This window comes from Bradyrhizobium sp. UFLA05-109 (assembly GCF_054185165.1).
Genome location: NZ_JBBIAR010000112.1, coordinates 1 through 21,600, shown reverse-complemented (window position 1 = coordinate 21,600; position 21,600 = coordinate 1). Strand labels below are relative to the sequence as shown.

Here is a 21,600-nt window from a genome sequence, read left to right as displayed (position 1 = left end):
TGTAGGCAGTGGCCGCTTTCTTCAGCAGTTCCTTCTTGCGCTTGCGACCGAGGAAGTGAAAACTTACGGCCGAGCCCTCATCATTCAACGTCTTGGCAAGCGCGCGGCCGCGCGTATCGTCATTGAGCTGCCCCAGGCTGCGTTGCGCTCGACGCAACTGTTTCAGAGTGGCCTTCTGCTTTTCAAGCGACTCGTCGACGAACAGGTCCTCGAGGGACTCGATCGCATAGAACAGTCGCTTGTTGCGCAGGCGCAAGCGATGCCGCTCCTTCACGCCGAGTTGTGCGAGTTTGCGCGACCTCTTCAGAAGGATCCTTTCCCACTCCGCCAACTGCTGTGCCGCGTGTTCGGCGAGCGGGCAGCGGCGCAATCTGATGGCCTCCTTGCCTCGCCTGGTTGACCAGGGGCCGCTCTCGATCCAGCCGGATGTCCGCTCGATCAGGCGACGATAGCGGGCCGATTGCAGCGCCCGTGCCAAAAGACGATGGCTTTCTGCGCGCTTTTCCTGCCACGACTGAAGCTGGGCAATCATGGCGAGTTCTTCGCCACTGGCGGCGACTATTCGCTCGATCGCGGCATCGAGGTCGCGCACCATGCCGAGCTGTCTGTGCAGCCATCTCAGTTCGATCCAGACGACCGGCCGCACGGCGTCGTCGACCATGGGAGAAAAGAAGCGGATGGCGGCGCGAAGACGCGTAAGCGCGATGCGAATCTGGTGCAGGGCGTCAGGGTCGCCGCTGCACGTTCCCTCGTGCTGAGACGTGACGGCATTGAGGTGACGGCGGGCTATGATGCGAAATGCGGTATCGCAGGCCATTCCCGCGCTCAGGCGAGCCGGCGAGGCGCTCCGTGGCGCCGCCGGCTTGACGCTGGCGGTGGCCTCCGGTGTCGTGGTGCGTCGCGCCATTGTCGTGGTTACCTGTCCCCCGCCATCCCCGTCCGGCAACGGTCGCGCGTCTGCTCTGGTGTTCCTGAGGCGTCGATGATCCTCCAGTCCAGATCGCCGATATTATAGCGCTCCTGAAGCTCGGCAACCTCTCGCGTTGCATCTGACGCGTCGTTCCGCCGGCTGCTGATACGCGCCTGACGCGTCGCCAGGTCCGCAACCAGAAAGAACCCGGTCAGAGGGACGTCGCATGCCCGCGCCAGTGTGGCCATTCCGTTCCGCTCGGACTGCCGCGCAAAGACCGCGTCGATGATGACCGAATGTCCCTGCGCCAGAACGCGCCGCGCGCGCTCTGCCAGCGTTTCATAGACCCGTGCCGTAACGTCGGGCTGATAGGCGGATTGCGGCAGCGGGTCCGTTTCCTGGACCTGAAACAGCCGTTTTCGAACGACGTCGCTGCGCAGCACGACGGCTCCCGGCTGTGGCGCGATGAGGGGCGCGAGCATGCGCGCGAGCAGCGATTTTCCGGTCCCAGAAAGGCCGCCGACCGCGATCAAGCGGGGAGCCGGGGGATTGATCAGCGCCTGCGCCAGCTGAAAATAGCGGCGCGCATCGTCGATGATCCCGGTCGCATCGGCGTGGGGCCGCGCCAGCTTCGCGAGCAGCACCTGGGTGCGGATCGCCGCGCGGATGGACATGAACAGGGGAAGCACCCCAAGTGCGTCGTCGTTTTCAGCCTCAGTGGTGACGAGGTAGCGATTGAGAGCCACATTTGCTGCCGATTGCTGTTCGTAGTGCAGCAGGTCCATCAGTGTGAATGCAAGGTCATAGAGCACGTCGATCGAAGCCATCTCGGGATCGAATTCGATGGCGTCGAACAGAGTCGGGTGGTTGTCGATCAGCACGATGTTTCCGAGATGCAGATCGCCGTGGCAGCGTCGTACAAAGCCCCGGCGTCCGCGATCCCTGAGTAGCTCACGAATGCGCACGAATGCATCGTGTGAAGCCCTTGCCAATTTGTCGATCTCGCTCGTCGAGACATGGCCGCCGCGCCGCAGACCCCTGCTATTTCCGTCGATCAGCGCCGGGATCGTTCCAATCCAGCGAGGTGCCTCGACGCGCCCTGCGATCGCGTGCGAGGCCGTGATCGCATCGGCGATGCCTGTGGCGAGATACGCATCCAGCGGGCCCGCTTTTGCGAGGTGATCCAGCGTCCGGTTTTCGTCGAAGCGGATCATGTCCACGGCGAACTCGATTGCCGGACCTTCTCCTCCGACCCTTAGCGAGCCGTCACGCTCCACAGTGATCGCCACCACGCCCCGGTAGATCTGCGGTGCCAGCGGCTGGTTGATCCTGATCTCCTCCTCGCAGGCTGCCTTTCTTTTCTCCAGCGTCGAATAGTCCAGGAAGGGAAAGCGGACGGCCCGCTTGATCTTCAGCGCGCGGTTGCCGTCGAGAAAAACCGAGGCCGCGTGCGTGTCGATCCGCGTGACGCCAGGGCGCGTGGACGGATCGGTCAGGAATGCGAAGATCCGCTCCTGGGTCGATGTGTCTGAGTGAGAGGGCGTCATGTACTGATATCGTCAAGGCCGCAGCACGGCCGCTCCCAGGATCTGCCCGCCCCGCAACCTGTCCAGAACCTCGTTGGCTTCACTCAGCGCAAAGACGGTCGTCTCGGTTCGGACGCCGGCCTGCGGCGCAATCGTCAGAAAATCCAATCCATCATGGCGAGTGAGGTTGGCGACGGAAAGCAGCTGCCGTTCCTCCCATAGCAGGCTGTAGGGGAAGCTCGGAATGTCGCTCATGTGAATGCCGGCGCAAACCACGCGGCCGCCTTTGCGGACCGCGCGCAAGGCGGCCGGCACGAGCTCGCCGGCGGGCGCGTAGATGATGGCGGCGTCGAGTGGTGCATCGGGCAGCTCGTCCGATGCCCCAGCCCAGACGGCGCCGAGACTGCGCGCAAAATCCTGCGCCGCGATGTCGCCATGGCGCGTAAAGGCGTAGACCGATCGCCGCTGCCAAATCGCGACCTGGGCGACGATGTGGCCCGCGGCTCCGAAGCCATAGATCCCGAGCCTTTCCGCGTGTCCTGCCATCACCAGCGAACGCCAGCCGATCAGGCCCGCGCATAGCAGCGGCGCGATCGCGACATCGTCGCCATCCTCCCCAAGCGGAAATGCGTAGCGCGCATCGGCAATGGCATGCGTCGCATAACCGCCGTCGCGGGTGCAGCCCGTGAACAACGGGTGATCGCAGAGATTTTCCATGCCCTCGCGGCAGAACCGGCAGGTGCCGCAGGTGTAGCCGAGCCAGGGGATGCCGACGCGATCTCCTGGCCGATGAGTGGTCACGTCGGGCCCGATGAGATCGACGCGGCCGACGATCTCATGACCGGGGACAATCGGATAGCGGATGTCGGGCAACTCTCCGTCAACCACATGAAGGTCGGTACGGCAGACGCCGCAGGCACTGACCTTCACCCGAATCTGGCCGTCGCCGGGGATCGGGTCGGGTCGTTCATCCATCCGCAGCCGCGCTCGCGGGCCGGGCAGCACCATCGCACGCATCAGTCTCTCCCGGGCCCATCGCAGGGATCATATCGATCCTAGCGTGGGAACACGGCAAGTCCTTGACGTCCATCAAGTCTCGTCGTCGGCTTGCCGGCCGGCGTTCCCCTCGGCCTTGATGAGGATCAAGGGTCGGGTGGGGAAGCGGTCTATTTTGACCGACAGAGGAGAATCCCAATGCCCATCAAGGACGTCCTTTTGCCGCTTGTTGGTGAGCCGAGTAAGCCGGCGCTGGCCGCGATCGAGACATGCGTGGCGGCAGCCGCCGATCTCGGCGCGAAGATCACCGCGTTCGCCGTGGAGGAGGATATTCTCGTCCGGCCGATGGTGGTGGTCTCGTCGGATCTGGATAATGCGGCGGAGGTTCATGCCCTGCGCACCGTGACTGATGTCCAGGACCTGTTGAATGCATTCAGGACTGCGGCATCCCGCTTGAACGTTCGGGCTGATGGCCAGTTGCACAAATTGGAGGCGTCGGCGATTGCGTCGGCGATCGCGGAGCGCGCGCGTTACGGCGATCTCACGCTGGTCCCGGTCAAGGCCAACGACAGCCAGTCGGAACACCTGATCGAGCAGTTGATTTTCGAATCCGGCCGGCCTCTTTTGCTCTGTCCCGAAGCGTATGCCGACAAGCTGCGGGTTAAATTCGAGAACGTGGTGATCGCGTGGGACCATTCCGCGCGCGCCGCGCGGGCAGTGGGAGATGCGCTGCCGATCCTGCAGGCGGCGGCTTCGGTGCGGATCGTCACTGTCACGGACGAACAAGCCGGTGACGTGATGAAGTCCGGGGCCGGACTCGTCGATCACCTCAGGGAACACGGAGTCTTTGCGTCCTTCGAAACCGTCAGGATCGACGGCAGTTCCATCGGCAAGGTGCTCGGAAGCTATGCGAATGCCCACGCCATCGATGCGATCATCATGGGGGCCTACCACCATTCCCGACTGAACGAGATCGTCTGGGGCGGCGTGACCAAGACCGTCATCGGTGAGCCACCCTGTTGGGTTATGATGTCGCATTAGATGCTTCAGCCAATCTGTCATGGCCGGGTTCCAAGCACATGGCCTGGCGCCGAGCGAATGATTGCGACATGTCGACCTATCGTCTGAAGAATTTGCTGTCGCCCCGATCGGTGGCGCTCGTCGGAGCCAGCCCGCGACACGTGTCCGTGGGGCGGGCAGTTCTGGAAAACATCCGCAAGGCTCGCTTTGCGGGTGAGCTGGGGCTGGTGAACTCGCGCTATGCCGAGATCGCCGGCGTCTCCGCCGTGAACAGTCTCGACGAATTGCGATTCGTGCCGGAGCTGGTTGTCATCACCGTGCCGGCGAGCGAGGTCCCCGGCATCATCGAGCAGGCGGGCCGCCGCGGCTCGGCGGGCGCACTGATCGTGACCGCGGGCCTCGGCCATGGTCCGGGTTCCCTCGAAGAGGCGGCGCTCCTCGCGGCGCAACGATACGGCATGCGGCTGATCGGTCCCAATTGCCTGGGGATCATGATGCCCGGCGTGAACCTGAACGCGAGCTTCTCCGCGCATATGCCCGGTGCGGGAAGCCTGGCGCTGATTTCGCAGTCGGGGGCGATCGCCGCCGGCATGGTGGACTGGGCGGCTCAGCGCGGTGTCGGCTTCTCCGGCATCGTCTCGATCGGCGATCAGCTCGACGTGGATATAGCCGATCTCCTCGATTACTTCGCTCTCGACCACAAGACGCGCGCGATCCTGCTCTATATCGAGGCCATCAAGGACGCGCGGAAATTCATGTCGGCGGCGCGCGCGGCGGCGCGGGTGAAGCCGGTGGTCGTCGTGAAGTCCGGCCGCATGGCGCAAGGCGCGCGCGCTGCCGCGACGCACACCGGAGCTCTCGCCGGCGCCGATGCCGTTTACGACGCGGCGTTCCGTCGTGCCGGTATCTTGCGTGTGTCCGACCTGCGCGAGCTGTTCGATTGCGCGGAGACGCTCGGGCGTGTCGAATCGCCGGGCGGAAAGCGGCTCGCCATTCTCACCAACGGCGGCGGTATCGGCGTTCTCGCGGTCGATCGCCTGGTCGAGCTGGGCGGCATTCCCGCGCCCATGACGCCGGACACGCGGCAGAACCTCGACGCGGTGCTGCCGCCGACCTGGTCGGGTGCAAATCCCGTCGACATCGTCGGCGACGCCGACGCCGCGCGCTACGCGGCTGCGCTCGAAGTGCTGCTCGCCGACCCCGCCAACGACGCCGTGCTGGTGCTCAACGTCCAGACTGCCATCGCGTCCGCTTCTGATATTGCGACCACGGTCACCGAGCTCGTCAAGAAATACCGCGAGCAGCATCGCAGCTGGGCCAAGCCGGTGCTCGCCGCCTGGGTCGGGGCCGGCCCGACGATCGTCGAGACGCTCTCAAGCGCCGGCATCCCCAACTACCTGACAGAAGACGATGCGGTGCGCGGCTTCATGCACCTGGTGCGGCATCGCGAGCTGGTCGAAGAGCTTACGCAGGTGCCGCCAGCGATGCCCGACGCGTTTGCGCCCGACGTCGAAGTCGCCAGACAGTTCGTGAGGACGGCCATCGCGGACGGCCGCAAATGGCTCGAGCCGGTCGAGATCAAGCGGCTGCTCGAGGCCTATGATATCGCCATGGTGCCGACCTACGCGGCCGCTGACGTCGAGCAGGCGGTGGCCTATGCCAGGGAGATATTCGAGCAAGGTGCCACGGTCGTGCTCAAGATCCTGTCGCGCGACATCGTGCACAAGTCCGACGTTGGCGGCGTCGTCCTCAATCTGACCACGCCCGAAGCCGTGCGCGCTGCCGCCGCCGATATTCTGGCCCGGGCGAAAAAGCTGCGGCCCAAGGCGCGTATTTCCGGCGTCATCGTGCAGGCCATGGTCGTGAAGGCGAAGGCGCGCGAACTGATCCTGGGGCTGGCCGAGGACCCGACCTTTGGTATGGTCGTCGTGTTCGGTCGGGGCGGTACCGCGGTCGAGATCATCAATGACAAGGCGCTGGCGCTGCCGCCGCTCGACCTGCAGCTCGCGCGCGACCTGATCGAGCACACTCGCGTCTCGCGCCTGCTGCGCGCCTATCGGGACGTGCCGGCGGTCAAGCAGGACGCCGTCGCCATGGTGCTGGTCAAGCTCGCCCAGATGTCCGCCGACATTCCCGAGATCCGGGAGCTGGACATCAATCCGCTGCTTGCCGACGAGGCCGGGGTGACCGCGGTCGATGCGCGCGTCGCCGTCGGGGCGCCGCAGCGAAAATTCGCGGGCTCAGGGCCCGCCAATTTTGCCGTCCGAGCCTATCCGTCGCAATGGGAGCGTCACCTCGAGCTCAAGGAGGGCTGGCGCATCTTCGTGCGGCCGATGCGCCCCGAGGACGAGCCGAAAATTCACGAATTCCTGCGGCACGTGACGCCGCACGACCTGCGCCTGCGCTTCTTCGCGCAGATGAAGGAGTTCACCCATCAGTTCATCGCGCGCCTGACCCAGCTCGACTATGCCCGCGCCATGGCGTTCATCGCCTTCGACGAGGCGACCGGCGACATGGTTGGCGCGGTCCGCATCCATTCGGACTCGATCTACGAGAGCGGCGAATACGCGATTCTGCTGCGATCCGATCTGAAGGGCAGGGGACTCGGATGGACCCTGATGCAGCTGATCATCGAATATGCGAGGTCGGAGGGACTGCAGGTCATATCGGGCGATGTGCTGCAGGAGAACATCGTGATGCTCGACATGTGCCGGCAGCTCGGCTTCGAAGTGAAACCGGACCCGGTCGAGCCTGATATCTGCGACGTGCGGCTGAAGCTCTAGCGGATCGCAAGACGCGCCCCGTCACGATTGATTTGCGCCAAGCATGGAGACCTTGTGGCCGGCTTGAGGCAGGTCAATCTGGCTGCCATGTGCCGGCCTACAAACGCATGCGAGCTTCGGACGAGTCGTCCCGAGGAGGATGTGATCTTGAACGCTGAACCCCTGTTGGCGGCGATGCCGTCCGGTGACGTGCTCGAACTGCGCCCGGCCGGGTCGTGGACTGCAGCCAACGTCTCGAGACTCGAATCGCTGTCGCGCTCGGTGAAGCCTGACGTCGACCGGTCGAAGCTCGTGAAGTTGGACATTAGCGGGGTGAGCGAGCTCGATACGCTTGGTGCATGGTTGCTGGAGAAACTTTCCCGCCGAAGCCCGTCGACGGGCAGCCCAGCCGAGATCGTCGGCGTTGCCGACAATTACAGCGGCCTCATGGATGAGGTTCGTCAGGTCAATCGCCACAATCCGGCACCCGTGCCGATGCCCAACCCGGCTTTGCTGCGACTGAACGATCTCGGCAAGGCCACGGTCGGCGCGCGGGAAGACATCGCGATCTTCCTGCAAATGCTCGGCGCGCTGTTCATCGCCTTGATCGGCGTCCTGCGGCGGCCGCGATCGTTGCGGCTGACGTCGCTGGTCTATCAGCTCTACCGCATCGGCTGGCAGGCGATCCCGATCATCATGCTCATCACCTTCCTGATCGGCGCGATCATCGCGCAGCAGGGCTTTTTCCATTTTCGCAGGTTCGGCGCCGAGTCATATACGGTGGACATGGTCGGCATCCTGGTGCTGCGCGAGCTCGGCGTCCTGATCGTCGCCATCATGGTCGCCGGGCGCTCGGGCAGCGCCTATACCGCCGAGCTCGGCTCGATGAAGATGCGAGAGGAGATCGATGCGCTCTCGACCATGGGGCTCGATCCGGTCGACGTGCTGATCCTGCCGCGCGTGATGGCGCTCGTCATCGCGCTTCCCATCCTGGCCTTCATCGGGTCGATTGCCGCGCTCTATGGCGGCGGCCTGGTCGCGCAGTTCTACGGCGACATGGGGCCGGCGATCTATCTCGCCCGGCTGCACGAGGCGATCTCCGTCACCCATTTCAAGGTCGGCATCCTCAAGGCTCCGTTCATGGCGCTGGTGATCGGCATCGTCGCCTGCAGCGAGGGGCTGCGGGTGAAGGGCAGCGCCGAGTCGCTGGGCAAGCAGACGACGACATCGGTGGTGAAGTCGATCTTCCTCGTCATCGTGCTCGACGGCCTGTTTGCGATCTTCTTCGCTTCGATCGGAATGTGACGATGGCGGATACGTCGCAAGCGTTCGCGATCCACGTCCGCGATCTCGTGGTCGGCTTCGGCCGCCAGATCGTGCTCGATCATCTGTCGCTCGATGTCCGCCGGGGCGAGATCCTCGGGCTGGTTGGCGCGTCGGGCGGTGGCAAGTCGGTGCTCATGCGCACGATCATCGGCCTGATCCCACGCCAGGGCGGTGAGATCGACGTGATGGACCAGCCGATCGGCGCGACGCACGATCGCAGCACCCAGAGCGTCGCGAGCCAATGGGGCATCTTGTTTCAGCAGGGCGCGCTGTTCTCATCGCTGACGGTGCGGCAGAACATCCAGTTTCCGCTCCGCGAAAATCTCGACCTGTCACAGGAATTGATGGACGAGATCGCGACCGCAAAGCTCGAGATGGTGGGATTGCGGCCGCAGGATGGCGACAAATATCCGGCAGAACTATCCGGCGGCATGACCAAGCGCGTGGCGTTGGCGCGCGCGCTGGCACTGGACCCGCCGATCCTGTTCCTGGACGAGCCGACCTCGGGCCTCGATCCAATCGCGGCCGGCGATTTCGATGCGTTGATCAAGACCTTGCAGAAGACGTTGGGGCTCACCGTATTCATGGTCACCCATGATCTCGCCAGCCTTACGACCGTGTGCGATCGCGTCGCTGCGCTTGCGGACGGAAAGATCGTGGCCATCGGGCCGATGCGCGAGCTGCTTCGATCCGAGCATCCCTGGGTGCGCGCCTATTTCCACGGCAAGCGTTCCCAGATGCTGCAACCCCAGATGAGATGAGACATGGAAACCCGCGCTCCCTACGTCCTGATCGGTGCCTTCGTGATGGCGGCGATTCTTGCGGTCTTCGGCTTCATCTACTGGCTGAACAACACCGGCGGCATTGGGCCGCGCACGAGCTACCACGTGCAATTCCAGGGCCCCGTGCCGGGACTGCTGGTCGGTGCCGGTGTGCTCTTCAACGGCATCCGCGTCGGTGAGGTCACCGCGCTCGCGTTGGCGCCGGACAACCCGCGCTTCGTCAATGCGACGATCTCGGTGGCGTCAGCCACGCCGGTGCGTGCCGATACCAAGGTCGGCCTGGATTTCCAGGGCCTGACCGGCGTGCCGGTGGTGGCGCTGGAGGGCGGCATGATCGTCGCCAAGCCGGGCGAGATACCGGTGCTGATCGCCGATGCCGGTGCCGGACAGAGCATGACGCAGGCGGCACGCGATGCGCTGCGCCGCGTGGATTCGGTGCTGGAAGAGAATTCCGGTCCGCTCAAGGACACGATCGCCAACTTCAAGACATTTTCTGACGGGCTTGCGCGCAATACCGGCAAGCTCGACGGCATCGTCGCAGGGCTGGAGAGGATGACGGGTGGCGCGACGCCGGTACAGAAGATCACCTTTGATCTTCGCGCGCCCCGGAATCTCGGGGCCGTCGGCAAGACCCTGTCGGAAGCGCTGGCAATCCCTGAACCGACCGCGGTGGCGATGTTGCAGACACAGCGAATGTTGTTTTCACCGGTCAGGGACTATCCCGGCTTTGCCGAGTTCCTGTGGGCCGACAGCATTCCCAAGCTCCTGCAGGCGAGGCTGATCGATAGCTTCGAGAACTACGACATCGCGCACGCCCCGTTGCGAACGAGCGATGTCGGTCAGGCGGACCATCAGCTTCTGATCGACGTCAGGCGCTTCCGGATATCGACCGACGGCGATCCGGTCGCCGAGATCGGCCTCTCGGCCAGGATCGTCGACAAGAACGGCAAGGTGGTTGCGTCACGACTTCTGGAGGCGACCGAGAAGCTCGACAAGATCGAGCCGGCTGCCGCGGTCGAGGCCTTCAACGCCGCGTTTGCCCGGATTGCAAAGGAGCTGATCGGCTGGACCGTGCAGTCGGTCTAGTCTTACTGCGCCAAAGACCATCATGGCAGGCGCTTTTCCAGCGTCTTCAGATAGGACAGGAGATCGTGGATCTGGTCTGGATTGAGCTCGAAGGCCGGCATGTCGGCGTGGCCGGTATAGATGCCCTCCGCGAGCGCTTCTCCGAGCGTCTCAATCGGGTAGCGTCGATGCAATGTCCGGAATGGCGGGGCGATCTTCAGCGGGCTTTCCGACCTGCGATCGATTGCATGGCAGCGCGCGCAATTGGCGCGCGCGTAGGCCTCGCCGCATTGCTCGGCCTTGGAGGCGGCGAGGGCTGGCGTTGCCAGGAGAAGCGCGATCAGGATTTGACGAGGCGCGGATTGCAGCATGGAAGGATTATTCTCGAAGAGCCCGCGCAGAGAATACGGACGCGACGCCTTGCAAAATTGATCTGGGTCAACTGCGTTTGTGACAAGGCAGTAAAATGCGATGCGCGGCAGACTCGGCCTAAGCCGAAGAGCGTGGCGCCTGGCTGGAGCGATGGATGAAGTCTTCCCCGGTTGCAATCGAACCCAGCGGGCACTTCTGCAAGGAGTGCTCGATACGTGAGTTCAGCGTGTGCGCTTCGCTCGATGCGGCTGAGCTGAGGGAGTTCGAGCATCTGGGGCGCCGCGTGCATTTTACCGCCGGCGAGACGGTGTTTTCCGAAGAGGACATCACGACATCCTTCTACAACCTTCTCGAAGGCGTGATGAGGCTTTACAAGCTGTTGCCGGATGGGCGCCGGCAAATCGTCGGCTTCGCGCTGCCAGGCGACTTCCTGGGGATGAATGTCTCCGGTCGCCACAACTTTTCTGCGGACGCGATCGGCCCCGTGACGGTTTGCCAGTTTGCCAAGGCAGCGTTCGGACGTTTCATCGAGGACAGGTCGCATCTGCTTCGCCGCATCAACGAGCTGGCCGTGCGCGAGTTGAGCCAGGCTCGCGACCACATGGTTCTGCTCGGACGCCGTTCCGCGGAGGAGAAGGTCGCAACCTTTTTCCTGAGCTGGCGCGAGCGCCTGATACAGCTCAACGGGCGGTCGAACACGGTGCCATTGCCGATGAGCCGCCAGGACATCGCCGACTATCTCGGACTGACCATTGAAACGGTCAGCCGCACCTTCACCAAGCTCGAGCGCGTCGGTGTGATCGAGATCATCCATGGCGGTATCAGCCTGCTCGATCCGGCGCGCGCCGAGGCCTTGGCGGCAGCGTGAGAGACCCCCTTTCCATGGTGATCGCTGATTTTTGATCGCGATCAACGACGACGGTCGGCCGCCGCGCATAATGCCCAGGTTGATGAACTCGGGGGGAGGGGCACCATGCCGATCGATGCGCTGTTGATGACTATTGCCGTTGTGACCGTCTTCGTCGCCTTTGCGGCAGTGTTAGCGTGGGCGGACCGCCAAACGAGGCCCAACCGGCTCAAGTCGAACGAAACAGCCTTCAAACATTGAAGCGGCTGGGATCATAGCCGCGTTGGCATGGCCTGAAACGGAGTCGGGCGAGTCTCCATCTTGGCCCTGCGAGGTGAAGGCCCTCCATCGTCGCGTTATGGTTAATTCGCAACTCAGCATCAGGCCGATCGCGCTGATGCAGCTTATGGCTGCACATTCCGCGTGACGGGAACGGTCCCACTACCGGCCCTTGTCCAAAAGTGCATATATGTGGTTTCCGGTTGAAAAGCCCGGCAACGTTGACTACGCAGGAACTATAGTACCTCGCAGTCTTAGGAGTCCGGCGGCGTGCCTCAGGACAAGACCAGCGATCCCCGGCAGTCGTCGGGCAACAAGCTGTCGGTGCTGCGCAAGCATCCGATCTTCGCTGATCTGGAGCCGGATGCGCTCGATCAGCTCTGCCGTTATGCCAAGCATACGACCGTCAAGCGTGGCGCGACCATTGCGGCGAAGGGCGATCCCGGCAACAACCTCTTCGCGGTCATCTCCGGCACGGTGAAAATTTCCTCTTCTTCGCCTGATGGGCGCAATGCCATCCTCAATTTGATCGGTCCCGGAGAAATTTTTGGCGAGATCGCGGTGCTCGATGGTGCGCCACGGTCGGCGGACGCGACCGCCAATACCAATTGCGAGCTCTACATCATCGATCGTCGGGACTTTCTGCCCTTCGTGAAGAGCCAGCCGGAACTGGCGATGAAGTTCATCGAGCTGCTCTGCGGACGGCTGCGCTGGACCAGCCAGCAGGTCGAGCAGGTGATCCTGCAGAACCTGCCGGGACGGCTCGCCAGCGCGCTGCTTGGCCTGACCGAGGAGCGCAAGCTCGACTCCGGCAGCGGAACCCTCGCGATCACCCAGCAGGAGATCAGCGAGATGGTCGGCATGACCCGCGAGAGCATCAACAAGCAGTTGCGAGCCTGGGCCGCGCGGAGCTGGGTCCGCCTCGAGCATGGCGCCATCGTCGTGCTCGACATCGACGCGTTGCGCGAGCTTGCCGAAAGCGGTCTCGAAGGCGAGTGACAAAGTTCGGTGTCAGCCGTCAATGATGGCGACGGCCCGCGTCCAGCCTGCCGAGGCGCGCTCGATCTTCACGGGGAAGCAGGAGACCGTGAAGCCCGTCGAGGGCAGCTTATCGAGATTGTGCAGTTTCTCGAGATGGCAATAGCCGATGTGACGCCCGGCCTTGTGGCCTTCCCAGATCAGCCTCGCATCCTTGGTCTCCGCGTATTTCTTCGCGGTATGGACGAACGGCGCGTCCCAGCTCCAGCCGTCGGTGCCGGTCAGACGCACGCCACGCTCGAGCAGATACATCGTGGCCTCATAACCCATGCCGCAGCCTGAATTGACGTAGTCGGTGCGTCCGAATTTCGCGCCGGCGCTGGTGTTGACGACGACGATCTCCAGCGGCGACAGCGCGTGCCCGATACGCTCGAGCTCCTTCTCCACGTCGTCGGCGGTGGCCACATAGCCGTCCGGCAGGTGACGGAAGTCGAGCTTCACGCCGGGCTGCAGGCACCATTCCAGCGGCACCTCATCGATGGTCCAGGCGCGCTCGCCGCGGTTCATGGTGGGATGGAAGTGCCAGGGCGCATCGAGATGCGTGCCATTATGGGTCGACAGCGACACCTGCTCGACCGCCCAACCCTGGCCATCAGGCAGATCTTCCGCTTTCAGCCCGTCGAAGAACTGCAGCATGCGCGGCAGGCCCTGCTGATGATCGATGTATTGGATCGTCGGATGGTTGCCGGGTGGGTCGGCCGGCACGTCATTCTGCAGCGGCACCGAGATGTCGATCAGCTTTCGCGGCATGGATGTTTCCTCAAGATGTCCCGTTCTGTTGCGGAGCATCTTGAAGCGGCTGATCGATCGATGCAACTCCTGCATTGATCGATGCCGGATTTGGCTTGGACTCAGAATGCCGCCCGTCCTAGGGACGACATTGGCGACATGCGCACAGGGATGGGGTTGGCCGTCCCGTCCGAGCCCCCAAGCCGCAAGCAATAGCGGTCGAGCGTAAATCGAGAGGAACGTCCATGGATACAACGAGCATCGTCTATCTCGTATCCGGCATTGGCGGCGAGCCGCGATTGCGGGGAGGCCGGCACTTGCCGCGCAAGTCCCCGCCGCTATTCTCCATGCGACAACGCCGAGGACTTCGCGCCGGAGATCATGAAGCTGCAGAATCCACCGGACTCCGTCGCACAATGCTACGAAGGTGGTGCGTTTGTGACGCTTGACTTCACACCTGAACAGGAGCGCCTTAAGGCGGCCCGCAGCACCTGCGCAACGACGACATAATCAATTGAGGAGGAAAGATCAGATGAAGACACTAACCGGCATCATCACAGCCGTTGCGCTGGCGGTCACAGCACCCCTGGCGACCGCACGCGATTTCCGCTCCGCCGACGTACACCCCGCCGATTATCCGACCGTCGAAGCCGTCAGGTCCATGGGCAAGGAGCTCGCGACGGCGAGCGGCGGGAAGCTCGGTGTCAAGGTGTATCCCAATGGAGCCCTGGGCTCTGAGAAGGACACCATCGAGCAGCTCAAGATCGGCGCGCTCGACATGATGCGGATCAACGCATCGCCGTTGAACAACTTCGTGCCGGAAACCATCGCGTTGTGTCTGCCGTTCGTCTTCCGGGACACGCAGCACATGCGTAACGTTCTCGACGGGCCGATCGGCGATGAAATTTTGGCGGCGATGGAGCCTGCGGGTCTCATCGGCCTTGCCTATTACGACAGCGGCGCTCGCTCCATCTACACCGTCAAGGCGCCGATCAAGTCGCTCGCTGACGTCAAGGGCCTGAAGATCCGCGTCCAGCAATCCGACCTGTGGGTCGGCATGATCCAGAGCTTGGGGGCCAACCCGACGCCGATGCCGTATGGCGAGGTCTATACCGCGCTCAAGACCGGTCTTGTTGACGCCGCCGAAAACAACTGGCCCTCTTACGAATCGTCGCGGCACTTCGAGGCAGCCAAGTTCTACAACGTCACCGAGCACTCCCTGGCGCCCGAAGTTTTGGTGATGTCCAAGAAGGTCTGGGACACGCTGAGCAAGGAGGATCAGGCGATGATCCGCAAGGCGGCCAAGAACTCGGTGCCCGTGATGCGCAAGCTCTGGGACGAGCGTGAGGAGGCGTCCCGCAAGACCGTCGAAGCGGCCGGCGTTCAGGTCATCACGATCGCCAACAAGCAGGAGTTCGTCGATGCGATGAAGCCGGTGTACGACAAGTTTGCCGGTGACGAAAAGCTGAAGAGCCTCGTCAAGCGTATCCAGGACACGAAGTAAGAACGCGTCGGCTTCCGGCGTCGCCGAGCGGCGACGCCGGACCCTCGCAAGGAGAGGCGGGAATGACAGACCCACACGTCGCAAGCCACGAGCCGGAGGCCGCTGCGGCACGCCCGTCTACCGGTTTGCTGTCGCGGATCAATGCCACCGTCGCTCGCGTGGGCATGTACCTGTCCGTGAGCGGCCTGCTCGTCATCGTCACCATCGTGTTCTACCAGGTGTTCGGACGTTATGTGCTTAATTCCAGCCCGACCTGGACGGAGAACCTTGCGCTGGTTCTCATCCTGTATGTCAGATGTGTATAAGAGACAGGCTACGTACCGTTGATCGCCTCCGGCGTCCTGATCGTCTCCTTTTCAATCGAGCACATCATTGCTCTCCTGCGCGGCGAAGAGGTCGTCCCCTCATGGAATTGATCATTCTCGGCGCCACCTTCTTCGGCTTCCTCATCCTCGGCGTACCGGTCGCCTTCGCGATCGGCCTCTCGGCCATTTGTACCATCCTCTACGAAGGCCTGCCGGTTGCCGTCATCTTCCAGCAGATGATGTCGGGGATGAACATCTTCTCCTTCCTCGCCATACCGTTCTTCGTCTTCAGCGGTGAGCTGATGCTGCATGGCGGCGTCGCCGACAAGATCGTGCAGCTTGCCAAGAACCTCGTCGGACACATCCGCGGCGGCCTCGGCATGTCGAACGTGGTGGCCTGCACGCTGTTCGGCGGCGTATCCGGTTCGCCCGTGGCCGACGTGTCGGCGATGGGAGCGGTGATGATCCCGATGATGAAGAAAGAAGGCTTCGACACCGACTACGCCGTCAACGTCACCACCCACGCCTCGCTGGTCGGAGCCCTCATGCCGACCAGCCACAACATGATCATCTATGCCCTGGCCGCCGGCGGCAAGGTGTCGATCGGCGCGCTGATCGCCGCCGGCATCTTGCCAGCACTCGTGCTGATGGCGTGCATGCTGGTTGCCGCTTACGCGGTCGCGGTGAAGCGAGGCTATCCGGCCGGCAAGTTCCCGGGCTGGGCCGAGGTTTTCCGCTCGTTCGCAGCCGCTCTGCCCGGCCTTCTGATCGTCGGCATCATCCTGGCGGGCATTCTGTCTGGCGTCTTTACTGCAACTGAATCCGCGGCCGTCGCGGTCACCTACACGATCCTGCTGACCTTCTTCATTTACCGCACGATGACCTTGCGGAACTTCCTGCGGGCCGCGGCCAAGGCGGTGAAGACGACGGGCGTGGTGCTGCTGCTGATCGGCGTTTCCACCATGTTCCAGTATCTGATGGGACTCTACGAGGTGGCTGACCTCGCCGGCGACATGATGAACAAGGTGTCTTCGGAACCCTGGATGATCTTCCTGCTCATCAACGTCATCCTGTTTTTGCTCGGCACCTTCATGGACATGGCGGCGACCATCCTGATCTGCACCCCGATCTTCCTGCCGATCGCGATGAAGGCGGGCATGGATCCCGTGCAGTTCGGCATGCTGATGCTGATCAACTGCGCCCTGGGGCTGAACACCCCGCCGGTCGGAACGACGCAGTTCGTGGGCTGCGCCATCGGCGGCATCTCGGTGGGCGCGGTGATGCGCACCATCCTGCCGTTCTACGCCGCCCTGATCGCAGCGCTCATGTTCGTGACCTACGTCCCCGCCTTCTCGCTTTGGCTGCCGCGCCTGCTGATGGGATACAAGGGATAGCTGCCGCGCGTTCGACGGCACTTGGCCGGCGAACCGGCCTTGCGATACTTTGCCTCGCAGCAACAGGGAGAATCTGTCTGTGACGGACTATCGCAAGCTCTTTGATCTCACCGGCAAGACGGCGGTGGTGCTCGGCGCCGCGTCCGGCATCGGCAGATCGTCGGCCGAGGCGCTGGCCGGGCTCGGTGCCCGTGTTGTGTGCGCCGATCGTGCGCTGGACGCAGCGGAAGCGACGGCCGCCGGCATTCGCGACAAGGGCGGTTGGGCCGAGGCGGCTGCGTGCGACGCTGCGAACGCCGCGGATGTCAATGCGCTGGCCGCGACGGTGATGCAGAAATTCGCACGGCTCGACATCGCGGTGACGACGCCAGGGCTGAACATCCGCAAGACCATTCTCGATTATACCGAGGACGATCTCGACCGCGTCCTCAACCTGAACGTCAAGGGCACCGTCTGGTTCTTCCAGGCCTTCGGCCGCATCATGGTTGAGCAGAAGGGCGGCAGCATCATCGCCTGTTCCTCGGTGCGCGCGGTCACCATCGAGCCAGGCCTTGGCATCTATGGTTCGACCAAGGCGGCGATCGGCCTCCTGGTAAAGGGCTTTGCGTCCGAGGTCGGACATGCCGGCGTTCGCGTCAACGCGATTGCGCCAAGCATTGCCGAGACCGCGCTGACCAGCCCGTTCAAGCAGCGTCCGGACATCTACGATCTCTATGCCAGGCATACCGTCTTCAATCGCTGGAGCAGTGCCGACGAGGTCGCGACGGCGGTCGCCTATCTCGCCTCCGATGCCGCAAGCTATGTCAGCGGCAGCACGTTGTTCGTCGACGGCGGCTGGACGGCGGTCGACGGACCGCCAACCGGTCTCACGCAGCTCAGCAAATAGCGCGAGTCGTCTAAAGCGTGATTAGGCTTGATTGTTGCCACAAGGAAGGTGCGCTCCCTCCCCCGCCTGCGGGGGAGGGCTGGGGAGAGGGTGTCTCCGCAGTGGACAATCCCCAAGGGGAGAGTGCCCTCACCCGGCGCTTCGCCATAGCCGAGGTATCGCCTCGGCGTTCCTTAAGAGGACCGCCGCCGAAGGCGGCCAATGCCTCTCCCGCAAGCGGGAGAGGTTGAGCGAGCCCCTGGCAAAGTCGATTCGACCTAAAGCCATTCCCTGCTAGCCTGCAAAGCCCACGCGCCGTCGCAGCTCTTTCTGGTCTGCGCCGGCGAGCAGTTCGATCAGGACACGCGCCGCGGCGACATGTGCCGCGCGCGTCGTCACACCTGCTGTGTACATTGTCGCAAGCTCGTGTCCCGGAGGCAGCGAGCCGGACAGCACAATACCCTCCGTTGCGATGATTTCGGTCGCCTGCGTGCATCCGATCGGCCGTTTGGCATCGGATGCTGCGAGCTGCCGCATCGCGGTTGCGCCGTTCGGAAAGATCTTGAGGCGAGACGCAACCTCTCCGGCGATGCCGAGCCGGTCCAACGTCTTGGCGACATGAATTCCGGCCGTGGAGGCCTTGGTGTCGGGAACGAAGATCGCATCGGCCGCGCGCAGCGCTTCCCGCAGGTCGGACTCGGTCTTGACGGTGACCTTGGGGTGGTCGGCCCGGACGGCGAGCGCGGTCTCGACCACGCCGACGTCGACCATCGAGGTCGGATCGACAAGCGTTTCTTCGGCAAGCCTGGTCACGAGCGCGCGCGTCAGGATGAGGATGTCTGCCGGCGTGCCTCCACGCAATTTGTCGGCCATCAGGCCGACCGCGCCGAACTCGCCTTCGATCTCGTAGCCGGTCCGTGCTTTGAGGTTCTCGGCAAGCTGAGCGACGAGGCCCTGCGCCGCGCCGCCGCTCAAAATATGGATCGCCGTCACGATGCAAGCTCCATTGCTGCGATCAGCCTCTCGCGCGTGATCGGCAGGTCGCACACGCGGATCCCGAGGCAATCGAACACCGCATTCGCAATCGCCGCCGTCACCGGGCCGTGGGCGGCTTCGCCGGCGCCGACCGGCGCGATCTCCGGCCGCTGGATGATCTCGACGTCGACGGCAGGCACCTCGCTGAAGGTGAGGATCGGATAGTCCGACCAGGACGTCGAGGTGATGCGTGTGCGGTCGAAGCGGACGCGCTCCTTCAAGACCCAGCTCGTGGCCTGGATCGCGCCGCCCTCGATCTGATTGACCACGCCATCCGGATTGATGGCTTCGCCGACGTCGACCGCGAGCGTCAGCCGCTTGACGCGAATGTCCTCTGCGCCTTCGATCTCGGCAATTGCCGCGCAATAGGCACCGGTGTTCTTGTAGCGTGCAAAGCCGAGGCCGTACCCGATCCCCGCTTTCTTTTCCGGCTTCCAGTTCGCACGCGCCGCAACGGCGCGGATCACATCCTTCGCCCGCTGGTCGCGCAAATGGCGCAGCCTGAACTGGACGGGGTCTTCACTGCCGATAGCCGCGATCTCGTCGAGTATGGATTCGATCGCAAACACATTCCCCTGCGCGCCGAGTGTCCGCAGCGCCGAGGTGCGTATGGGCATTGTGAGGAGGCGATGGCTTTCGATTGTCCAGGCGGGGAAGTCAAAGAGGGGAACGGAGTTGCGATCGCTGCCACCGCCATTGGCCGCCGGAGGATCCGACGAGATCAGGCGTGGGTAGGGCGTTGCGAGTTCGGTTGCCGCGAGCAGGGCAGGCTGCGCCGCGCGTCCGGGCCGCGCGGTATGGCCGTTGCTCCAGACCCGGTGGCGCCAGCCGACGATCTCGCTGTGCGCGTCGAGATCGGCCTCGATTTCGATCGCCATGGCCGCACCGAACGGCGCGTGCGACATTTCATCGTGTCGCGACCATTGCACACGCACCGGACGTCCACCGGCTGCTCGTGCCAGCAGCACCGCGTCGAGCGCCACGTCATCGGCGGCATTGTGGCCGTAGCAGCCGGCACCCTCCATGTGCTCGACGGTGATGTTCTCGGCCGGCAGCTTCAGCACGATCGCAAGGTCGGCGCGGAGCATGTAGACGCCCTGGCTGTGCGTCCAGACGTGGACGTGATTTCCCTTCCATTGCGCCATCGCGCAGGACGGCGCGATCGAGGCGTGCGCGATATAGGGACGGGTGTACTGCCGGCTGATCGTGCGCGCGATCTGTTTCGGCGCGGCTGCGGTTTTGGTTTCGATGATCCGCGTCTCGACCGGCTGGCTCTTCAGGAAGGCAGCCAGGTCGTCCTCGTCCGGCAGCGTCTCGCCCGCCGACCAGGTCGCGCCCTTGCGCAACGCTTTCAACGCGGTCTCGGCGCCATCCTCGGTCTCGCTGATGACGCCCACGAAGCTGCCGTCACGCACGATCGCGACGAACCCGGCAGCCGCGCGCGCTGCGGTGTCATCGAGCGCGACGAGCTTTGCGCCCGATAGCTCCGGCCGCAGCACGCGGCCATGCAGCATGTTCGCCAGCGGCACGTCGTGAATGAATCGCGGCTGCGCGAACACCTTGTCGGGAATGTCGATCCGTTGAATGGATTGCCCGGCAACGCCGCGCGCGGCGGCCGGCTTCGCGACGACGTCCGCTGACGCGTTGCGATCGAGTGAGACCTCGCCGGCGAGCTCCCAATAGCTGGTCCGGACATTGCCCGGTCCAGACATCATGCCATCGTCGATCTCGAGCGTCGAAGCATCGACGCCGAGTCGTTCCGACGCCGCGGCGAGGAACAGCCCGCGCACCTCGGCGCAGACCTGGCGCAGCGCGAGGCCCGATTGCTGGATCGAGAGGCTGCCTGAGGTGACGCCTTCGTTGGGGCTCGCGGCCGTCGAGGCGCGGATCATGGCGATCCGGCCGACATCGACGTCGAGCTCGTCGGCAGCGATCTGCGCCAGCGCCGTGACGATACCCTGGCCGATTTCGACCTTGCCCGGTGAGATCGCCACACGCCCGTCGGGCGTGATTTTCACCCAGGACGACAGCCTTGGATTGGCAGCCAGGCTGGGCGGCAGTTGCGGGGTAGGGGATGGCATGCTCATGGCGGGGTCATTTCCGATGCTGCGCGCAGCACCGCCCGCACCATGCGGTTCTGCGAGCCGCAGCGGCAGAGGTTGCGATCGAGCGCTTCCCTGACCTCCGTTTCGGTCGGTGACGTCTTGCGTTGCAGCAGTGCCGCTGCGCTGATCAAAATGCCCGGTACGCAATAGCCGCATTGCATCGCCTGCTCGGCGATGAAGGCGCGCTGCAGCGGATGCGGATGCTCCGGCGTGCCGAGGCCTTCCACGGTCGTGACCTCCTTGCCGGCGACCGACCACAGCGGCATGTCGCAGGAGGCGAGCGCGTGGCCATCGACCATCACGTAGCACGCCCCGCATTCATTGGCGCCGCAGCCGAAATGGCTGCTGCCCATGAGGCCAAGCTTGCCGCGCAGCGCCGCGAGCAGTGTCTGATCGGAATTGGCGTCGATCGCGGTGTCGGAGCCGTTCAGGCGGAATCGAATGGTTGGCATTGCTCGACGACCTCAGGACTTGTCGAATTTCTTGACGACATCAGCCCATTTCACGATGTCGCCGCGCAGGAATTTTTCGAACTCATCCGGCGCCATCACCATCGGCACGGCGCCTTGTTCGGTCCATAGCTTGACGATGTCGGGCCGCTTCACCAGTGCCGTCACGGCGGCGTTGAGCTTGTCGATGACCGGTTTCGGCGTCCCCGCCGGCGCCATCAGGCCGAGCCAGATGGTTGCTTCATAGCCGGGTACGCCGGCTTCGCCTGCGGTGGGAACGTTCGGCAGCAC

20 protein-coding genes and 2 pseudogenes are annotated in these 21,600 nt (G+C 63.8%); 13 read left to right on the top strand and 9 right to left on the bottom strand.

Annotation, left to right across the window (positions count from 1 at the left end; genetic code table 11):
• The 3 genes from Q3C01_RS42915 to Q3C01_RS42905 form a co-directional block, all read right to left on the bottom strand.
• On the bottom strand, window positions 1-907 hold a 907-nt coding region (locus Q3C01_RS42915; protein ID WP_458151368.1), incomplete at its 3' end, for a CHAD domain-containing protein.
• Between the two features lie 8 nt (window positions 908-915).
• A complete protein-coding gene (locus Q3C01_RS42910; RefSeq protein WP_458151367.1) occupies window positions 916-2,457 on the bottom strand; it encodes a bifunctional aminoglycoside phosphotransferase/ATP-binding protein in 1,542 nt (513 codons plus the stop codon).
• Between the two features lie 12 nt (window positions 2,458-2,469).
• Window positions 2,470-3,453, bottom strand: coding sequence for a zinc-dependent alcohol dehydrogenase family protein (locus Q3C01_RS42905; RefSeq protein WP_458151366.1), 984 nt, complete (start codon window positions 3,451-3,453; stop codon window positions 2,470-2,472).
• 177 nt (window positions 3,454-3,630) lie between these two features.
• Between Q3C01_RS42905 and Q3C01_RS42900 the strand changes: the two genes are divergently transcribed.
• The 5 genes from Q3C01_RS42900 (at window position 3,631) to Q3C01_RS42880 (ending at window position 10,408) form a co-directional block, all read left to right on the top strand.
• Complete coding sequence (locus Q3C01_RS42900) at window positions 3,631-4,473, top strand: universal stress protein (RefSeq protein ID WP_458151365.1); 843 nt, start codon at window positions 3,631-3,633, stop codon at window positions 4,471-4,473.
• 68 nt (window positions 4,474-4,541) lie between these two features.
• Window positions 4,542-7,235: a bifunctional acetate--CoA ligase family protein/GNAT family N-acetyltransferase gene (locus tag Q3C01_RS42895; protein WP_458151364.1), complete on the top strand. Its 2,694-nt coding sequence runs from the start codon at window positions 4,542-4,544 to the stop codon at window positions 7,233-7,235.
• A gap of 147 nt (window positions 7,236-7,382) precedes the next feature.
• Complete coding sequence (locus tag Q3C01_RS42890; RefSeq protein ID WP_458151363.1) at window positions 7,383-8,519, top strand: MlaE family ABC transporter permease; 1,137 nt, start codon at window positions 7,383-7,385, stop codon at window positions 8,517-8,519.
• 2 nt (window positions 8,520-8,521) lie between these two features.
• Window positions 8,522-9,301, top strand: coding sequence for an ABC transporter ATP-binding protein (locus Q3C01_RS42885; RefSeq protein ID WP_458151362.1), 780 nt, complete (start codon window positions 8,522-8,524; stop codon window positions 9,299-9,301).
• 3 nt (window positions 9,302-9,304) lie between these two features.
• Window positions 9,305-10,408 (top strand): ABC-type transport auxiliary lipoprotein family protein, encoded by a 1,104-nt coding sequence (locus Q3C01_RS42880; RefSeq protein ID WP_458151361.1) that lies wholly within the window; start codon window positions 9,305-9,307, stop codon window positions 10,406-10,408.
• A gap of 20 nt (window positions 10,409-10,428) precedes the next feature.
• Here Q3C01_RS42880 and Q3C01_RS42875 read toward each other — a convergent pair whose 3' ends face one another.
• Entirely contained in the window at window positions 10,429-10,758 is a 330-nt protein-coding gene (locus Q3C01_RS42875; protein ID WP_458151360.1) for a c-type cytochrome, read from the bottom strand.
• A 155-nt stretch (window positions 10,759-10,913) separates the two neighbouring features.
• Between Q3C01_RS42875 and Q3C01_RS42870 the strand changes: the two genes are divergently transcribed.
• From Q3C01_RS42870 to Q3C01_RS42860, 3 genes are all read left to right on the top strand, one after another.
• Window positions 10,914-11,627, top strand: a complete 714-nt coding sequence (locus Q3C01_RS42870; RefSeq protein WP_458151359.1) for a helix-turn-helix domain-containing protein — start codon at window positions 10,914-10,916, stop codon at window positions 11,625-11,627.
• A gap of 105 nt (window positions 11,628-11,732) precedes the next feature.
• On the top strand, window positions 11,733-11,867 hold the full coding sequence (locus Q3C01_RS42865; protein WP_458151358.1) for a hypothetical protein: 135 nt from the start codon (window positions 11,733-11,735) through the stop codon (window positions 11,865-11,867).
• Between the two features lie 288 nt (window positions 11,868-12,155).
• Window positions 12,156-12,884, top strand: coding sequence for a Crp/Fnr family transcriptional regulator (locus Q3C01_RS42860; RefSeq protein ID WP_458151357.1), 729 nt, complete (start codon window positions 12,156-12,158; stop codon window positions 12,882-12,884).
• Window positions 12,885-12,896: 12 nt separating this feature from the next.
• Here the strand turns inward: Q3C01_RS42860 and Q3C01_RS42855 are convergent, their stop codons facing one another.
• Complete coding sequence (locus tag Q3C01_RS42855) at window positions 12,897-13,673, bottom strand: cyclase family protein (protein ID WP_458151356.1); 777 nt, start codon at window positions 13,671-13,673, stop codon at window positions 12,897-12,899.
• A gap of 511 nt (window positions 13,674-14,184) precedes the next feature.
• Between Q3C01_RS42855 and Q3C01_RS42850 the strand changes: the two genes are divergently transcribed.
• The 5 genes and pseudogenes from Q3C01_RS42850 to Q3C01_RS42830 all read left to right on the top strand — a co-directional run bounded on the left by Q3C01_RS42850 (window position 14,185) and on the right by Q3C01_RS42830 (window position 17,741).
• A complete protein-coding gene (locus Q3C01_RS42850) occupies window positions 14,185-15,156 on the top strand; it encodes a TRAP transporter substrate-binding protein (protein ID WP_458151355.1) in 972 nt (323 codons plus the stop codon).
• A gap of 62 nt (window positions 15,157-15,218) precedes the next feature.
• Window positions 15,219-15,446, top strand: a pseudogene (locus Q3C01_RS42845) (TRAP transporter small permease); the annotation flags it as partial.
• Between the two features lie 24 nt (window positions 15,447-15,470).
• Window positions 15,471-15,572, top strand: a pseudogene (locus Q3C01_RS42840) (TRAP transporter small permease); the annotation flags it as partial.
• Window positions 15,563-16,855 (top strand): TRAP transporter large permease, encoded by a 1,293-nt coding sequence (locus Q3C01_RS42835; RefSeq protein WP_458151354.1) that lies wholly within the window; start codon window positions 15,563-15,565, stop codon window positions 16,853-16,855. The pseudogene Q3C01_RS42840 and the gene Q3C01_RS42835, both read left to right, overlap by 10 nt.
• A 79-nt stretch (window positions 16,856-16,934) precedes the next feature.
• Window positions 16,935-17,741: an SDR family NAD(P)-dependent oxidoreductase gene (locus tag Q3C01_RS42830; protein WP_458151353.1), complete on the top strand. Its 807-nt coding sequence runs from the start codon at window positions 16,935-16,937 to the stop codon at window positions 17,739-17,741.
• A gap of 273 nt (window positions 17,742-18,014) precedes the next feature.
• On the opposite strand, the gene Q3C01_RS42825 is transcribed toward Q3C01_RS42830, so the two are convergent.
• From Q3C01_RS42825 to Q3C01_RS42810, 4 genes are all read right to left on the bottom strand, one after another.
• Window positions 18,015-18,713, bottom strand: coding sequence for a molybdate ABC transporter substrate-binding protein (locus tag Q3C01_RS42825; RefSeq protein WP_458151352.1), 699 nt, complete (start codon window positions 18,711-18,713; stop codon window positions 18,015-18,017).
• Window positions 18,710-20,836, bottom strand: coding sequence for a xanthine dehydrogenase family protein molybdopterin-binding subunit (locus tag Q3C01_RS42820; RefSeq protein WP_458151369.1), 2,127 nt, complete (start codon window positions 20,834-20,836; stop codon window positions 18,710-18,712). Before Q3C01_RS42820 ends, Q3C01_RS42825 begins: the two co-directional genes overlap by 4 nt.
• 2 nt (window positions 20,837-20,838) lie before the next feature.
• On the bottom strand, window positions 20,839-21,312 hold the full coding sequence (locus Q3C01_RS42815) for a (2Fe-2S)-binding protein (protein ID WP_458151351.1): 474 nt from the start codon (window positions 21,310-21,312) through the stop codon (window positions 20,839-20,841).
• 12 nt (window positions 21,313-21,324) lie between these two features.
• A partial coding sequence (locus tag Q3C01_RS42810) for a tripartite tricarboxylate transporter substrate-binding protein (protein ID WP_458151350.1) occupies window positions 21,325-21,600 on the bottom strand: 276 nt, incomplete at its 5' end.

Bases quoted from the DNA above. Each gene is read 5' to 3' on its own strand.
- Q3C01_RS42910 (WP_458151367.1), bottom strand. From the start codon at position 2,457: ATGACGCCCTCTCACTCAGACACATCGACCCAGGAGCGGATCTTCGCA.
- Q3C01_RS42905 (WP_458151366.1), bottom strand. From the start codon at position 3,453: ATGCGTGCGATGGTGCTGCCCGGCCCGCGAGCGCGGCTGCGGATGGAT.
- Q3C01_RS42900 (WP_458151365.1), top strand. From the start codon at position 3,631: ATGCCCATCAAGGACGTCCTTTTGCCGCTTGTTGGTGAGCCGAGTAAG.
- Q3C01_RS42895 (WP_458151364.1), top strand. From the start codon at position 4,542: ATGTCGACCTATCGTCTGAAGAATTTGCTGTCGCCCCGATCGGTGGCG.
- Q3C01_RS42885 (WP_458151362.1), top strand. From the start codon at position 8,522: ATGGCGGATACGTCGCAAGCGTTCGCGATCCACGTCCGCGATCTCGTG.
- Q3C01_RS42880 (WP_458151361.1), top strand. From the start codon at position 9,305: ATGGAAACCCGCGCTCCCTACGTCCTGATCGGTGCCTTCGTGATGGCG.
- Q3C01_RS42875 (WP_458151360.1), bottom strand. From the start codon at position 10,758: ATGCTGCAATCCGCGCCTCGTCAAATCCTGATCGCGCTTCTCCTGGCA.
- Q3C01_RS42870 (WP_458151359.1), top strand. From the start codon at position 10,914: ATGAAGTCTTCCCCGGTTGCAATCGAACCCAGCGGGCACTTCTGCAAG.
- Q3C01_RS42865 (WP_458151358.1), top strand. From the start codon at position 11,733: ATGCCGATCGATGCGCTGTTGATGACTATTGCCGTTGTGACCGTCTTC.
- Q3C01_RS42855 (WP_458151356.1), bottom strand. From the start codon at position 13,673: ATGCCGCGAAAGCTGATCGACATCTCGGTGCCGCTGCAGAATGACGTG.
- Q3C01_RS42850 (WP_458151355.1), top strand. From the start codon at position 14,185: ATGAAGACACTAACCGGCATCATCACAGCCGTTGCGCTGGCGGTCACA.
- Q3C01_RS42835 (WP_458151354.1), top strand. From the start codon at position 15,563: ATGGAATTGATCATTCTCGGCGCCACCTTCTTCGGCTTCCTCATCCTC.
- Q3C01_RS42820 (WP_458151369.1), bottom strand. From the start codon at position 20,836: ATGCCATCCCCTACCCCGCAACTGCCGCCCAGCCTGGCTGCCAATCCA.
- Q3C01_RS42815 (WP_458151351.1), bottom strand. From the start codon at position 21,312: ATGCCAACCATTCGATTCCGCCTGAACGGCTCCGACACCGCGATCGAC.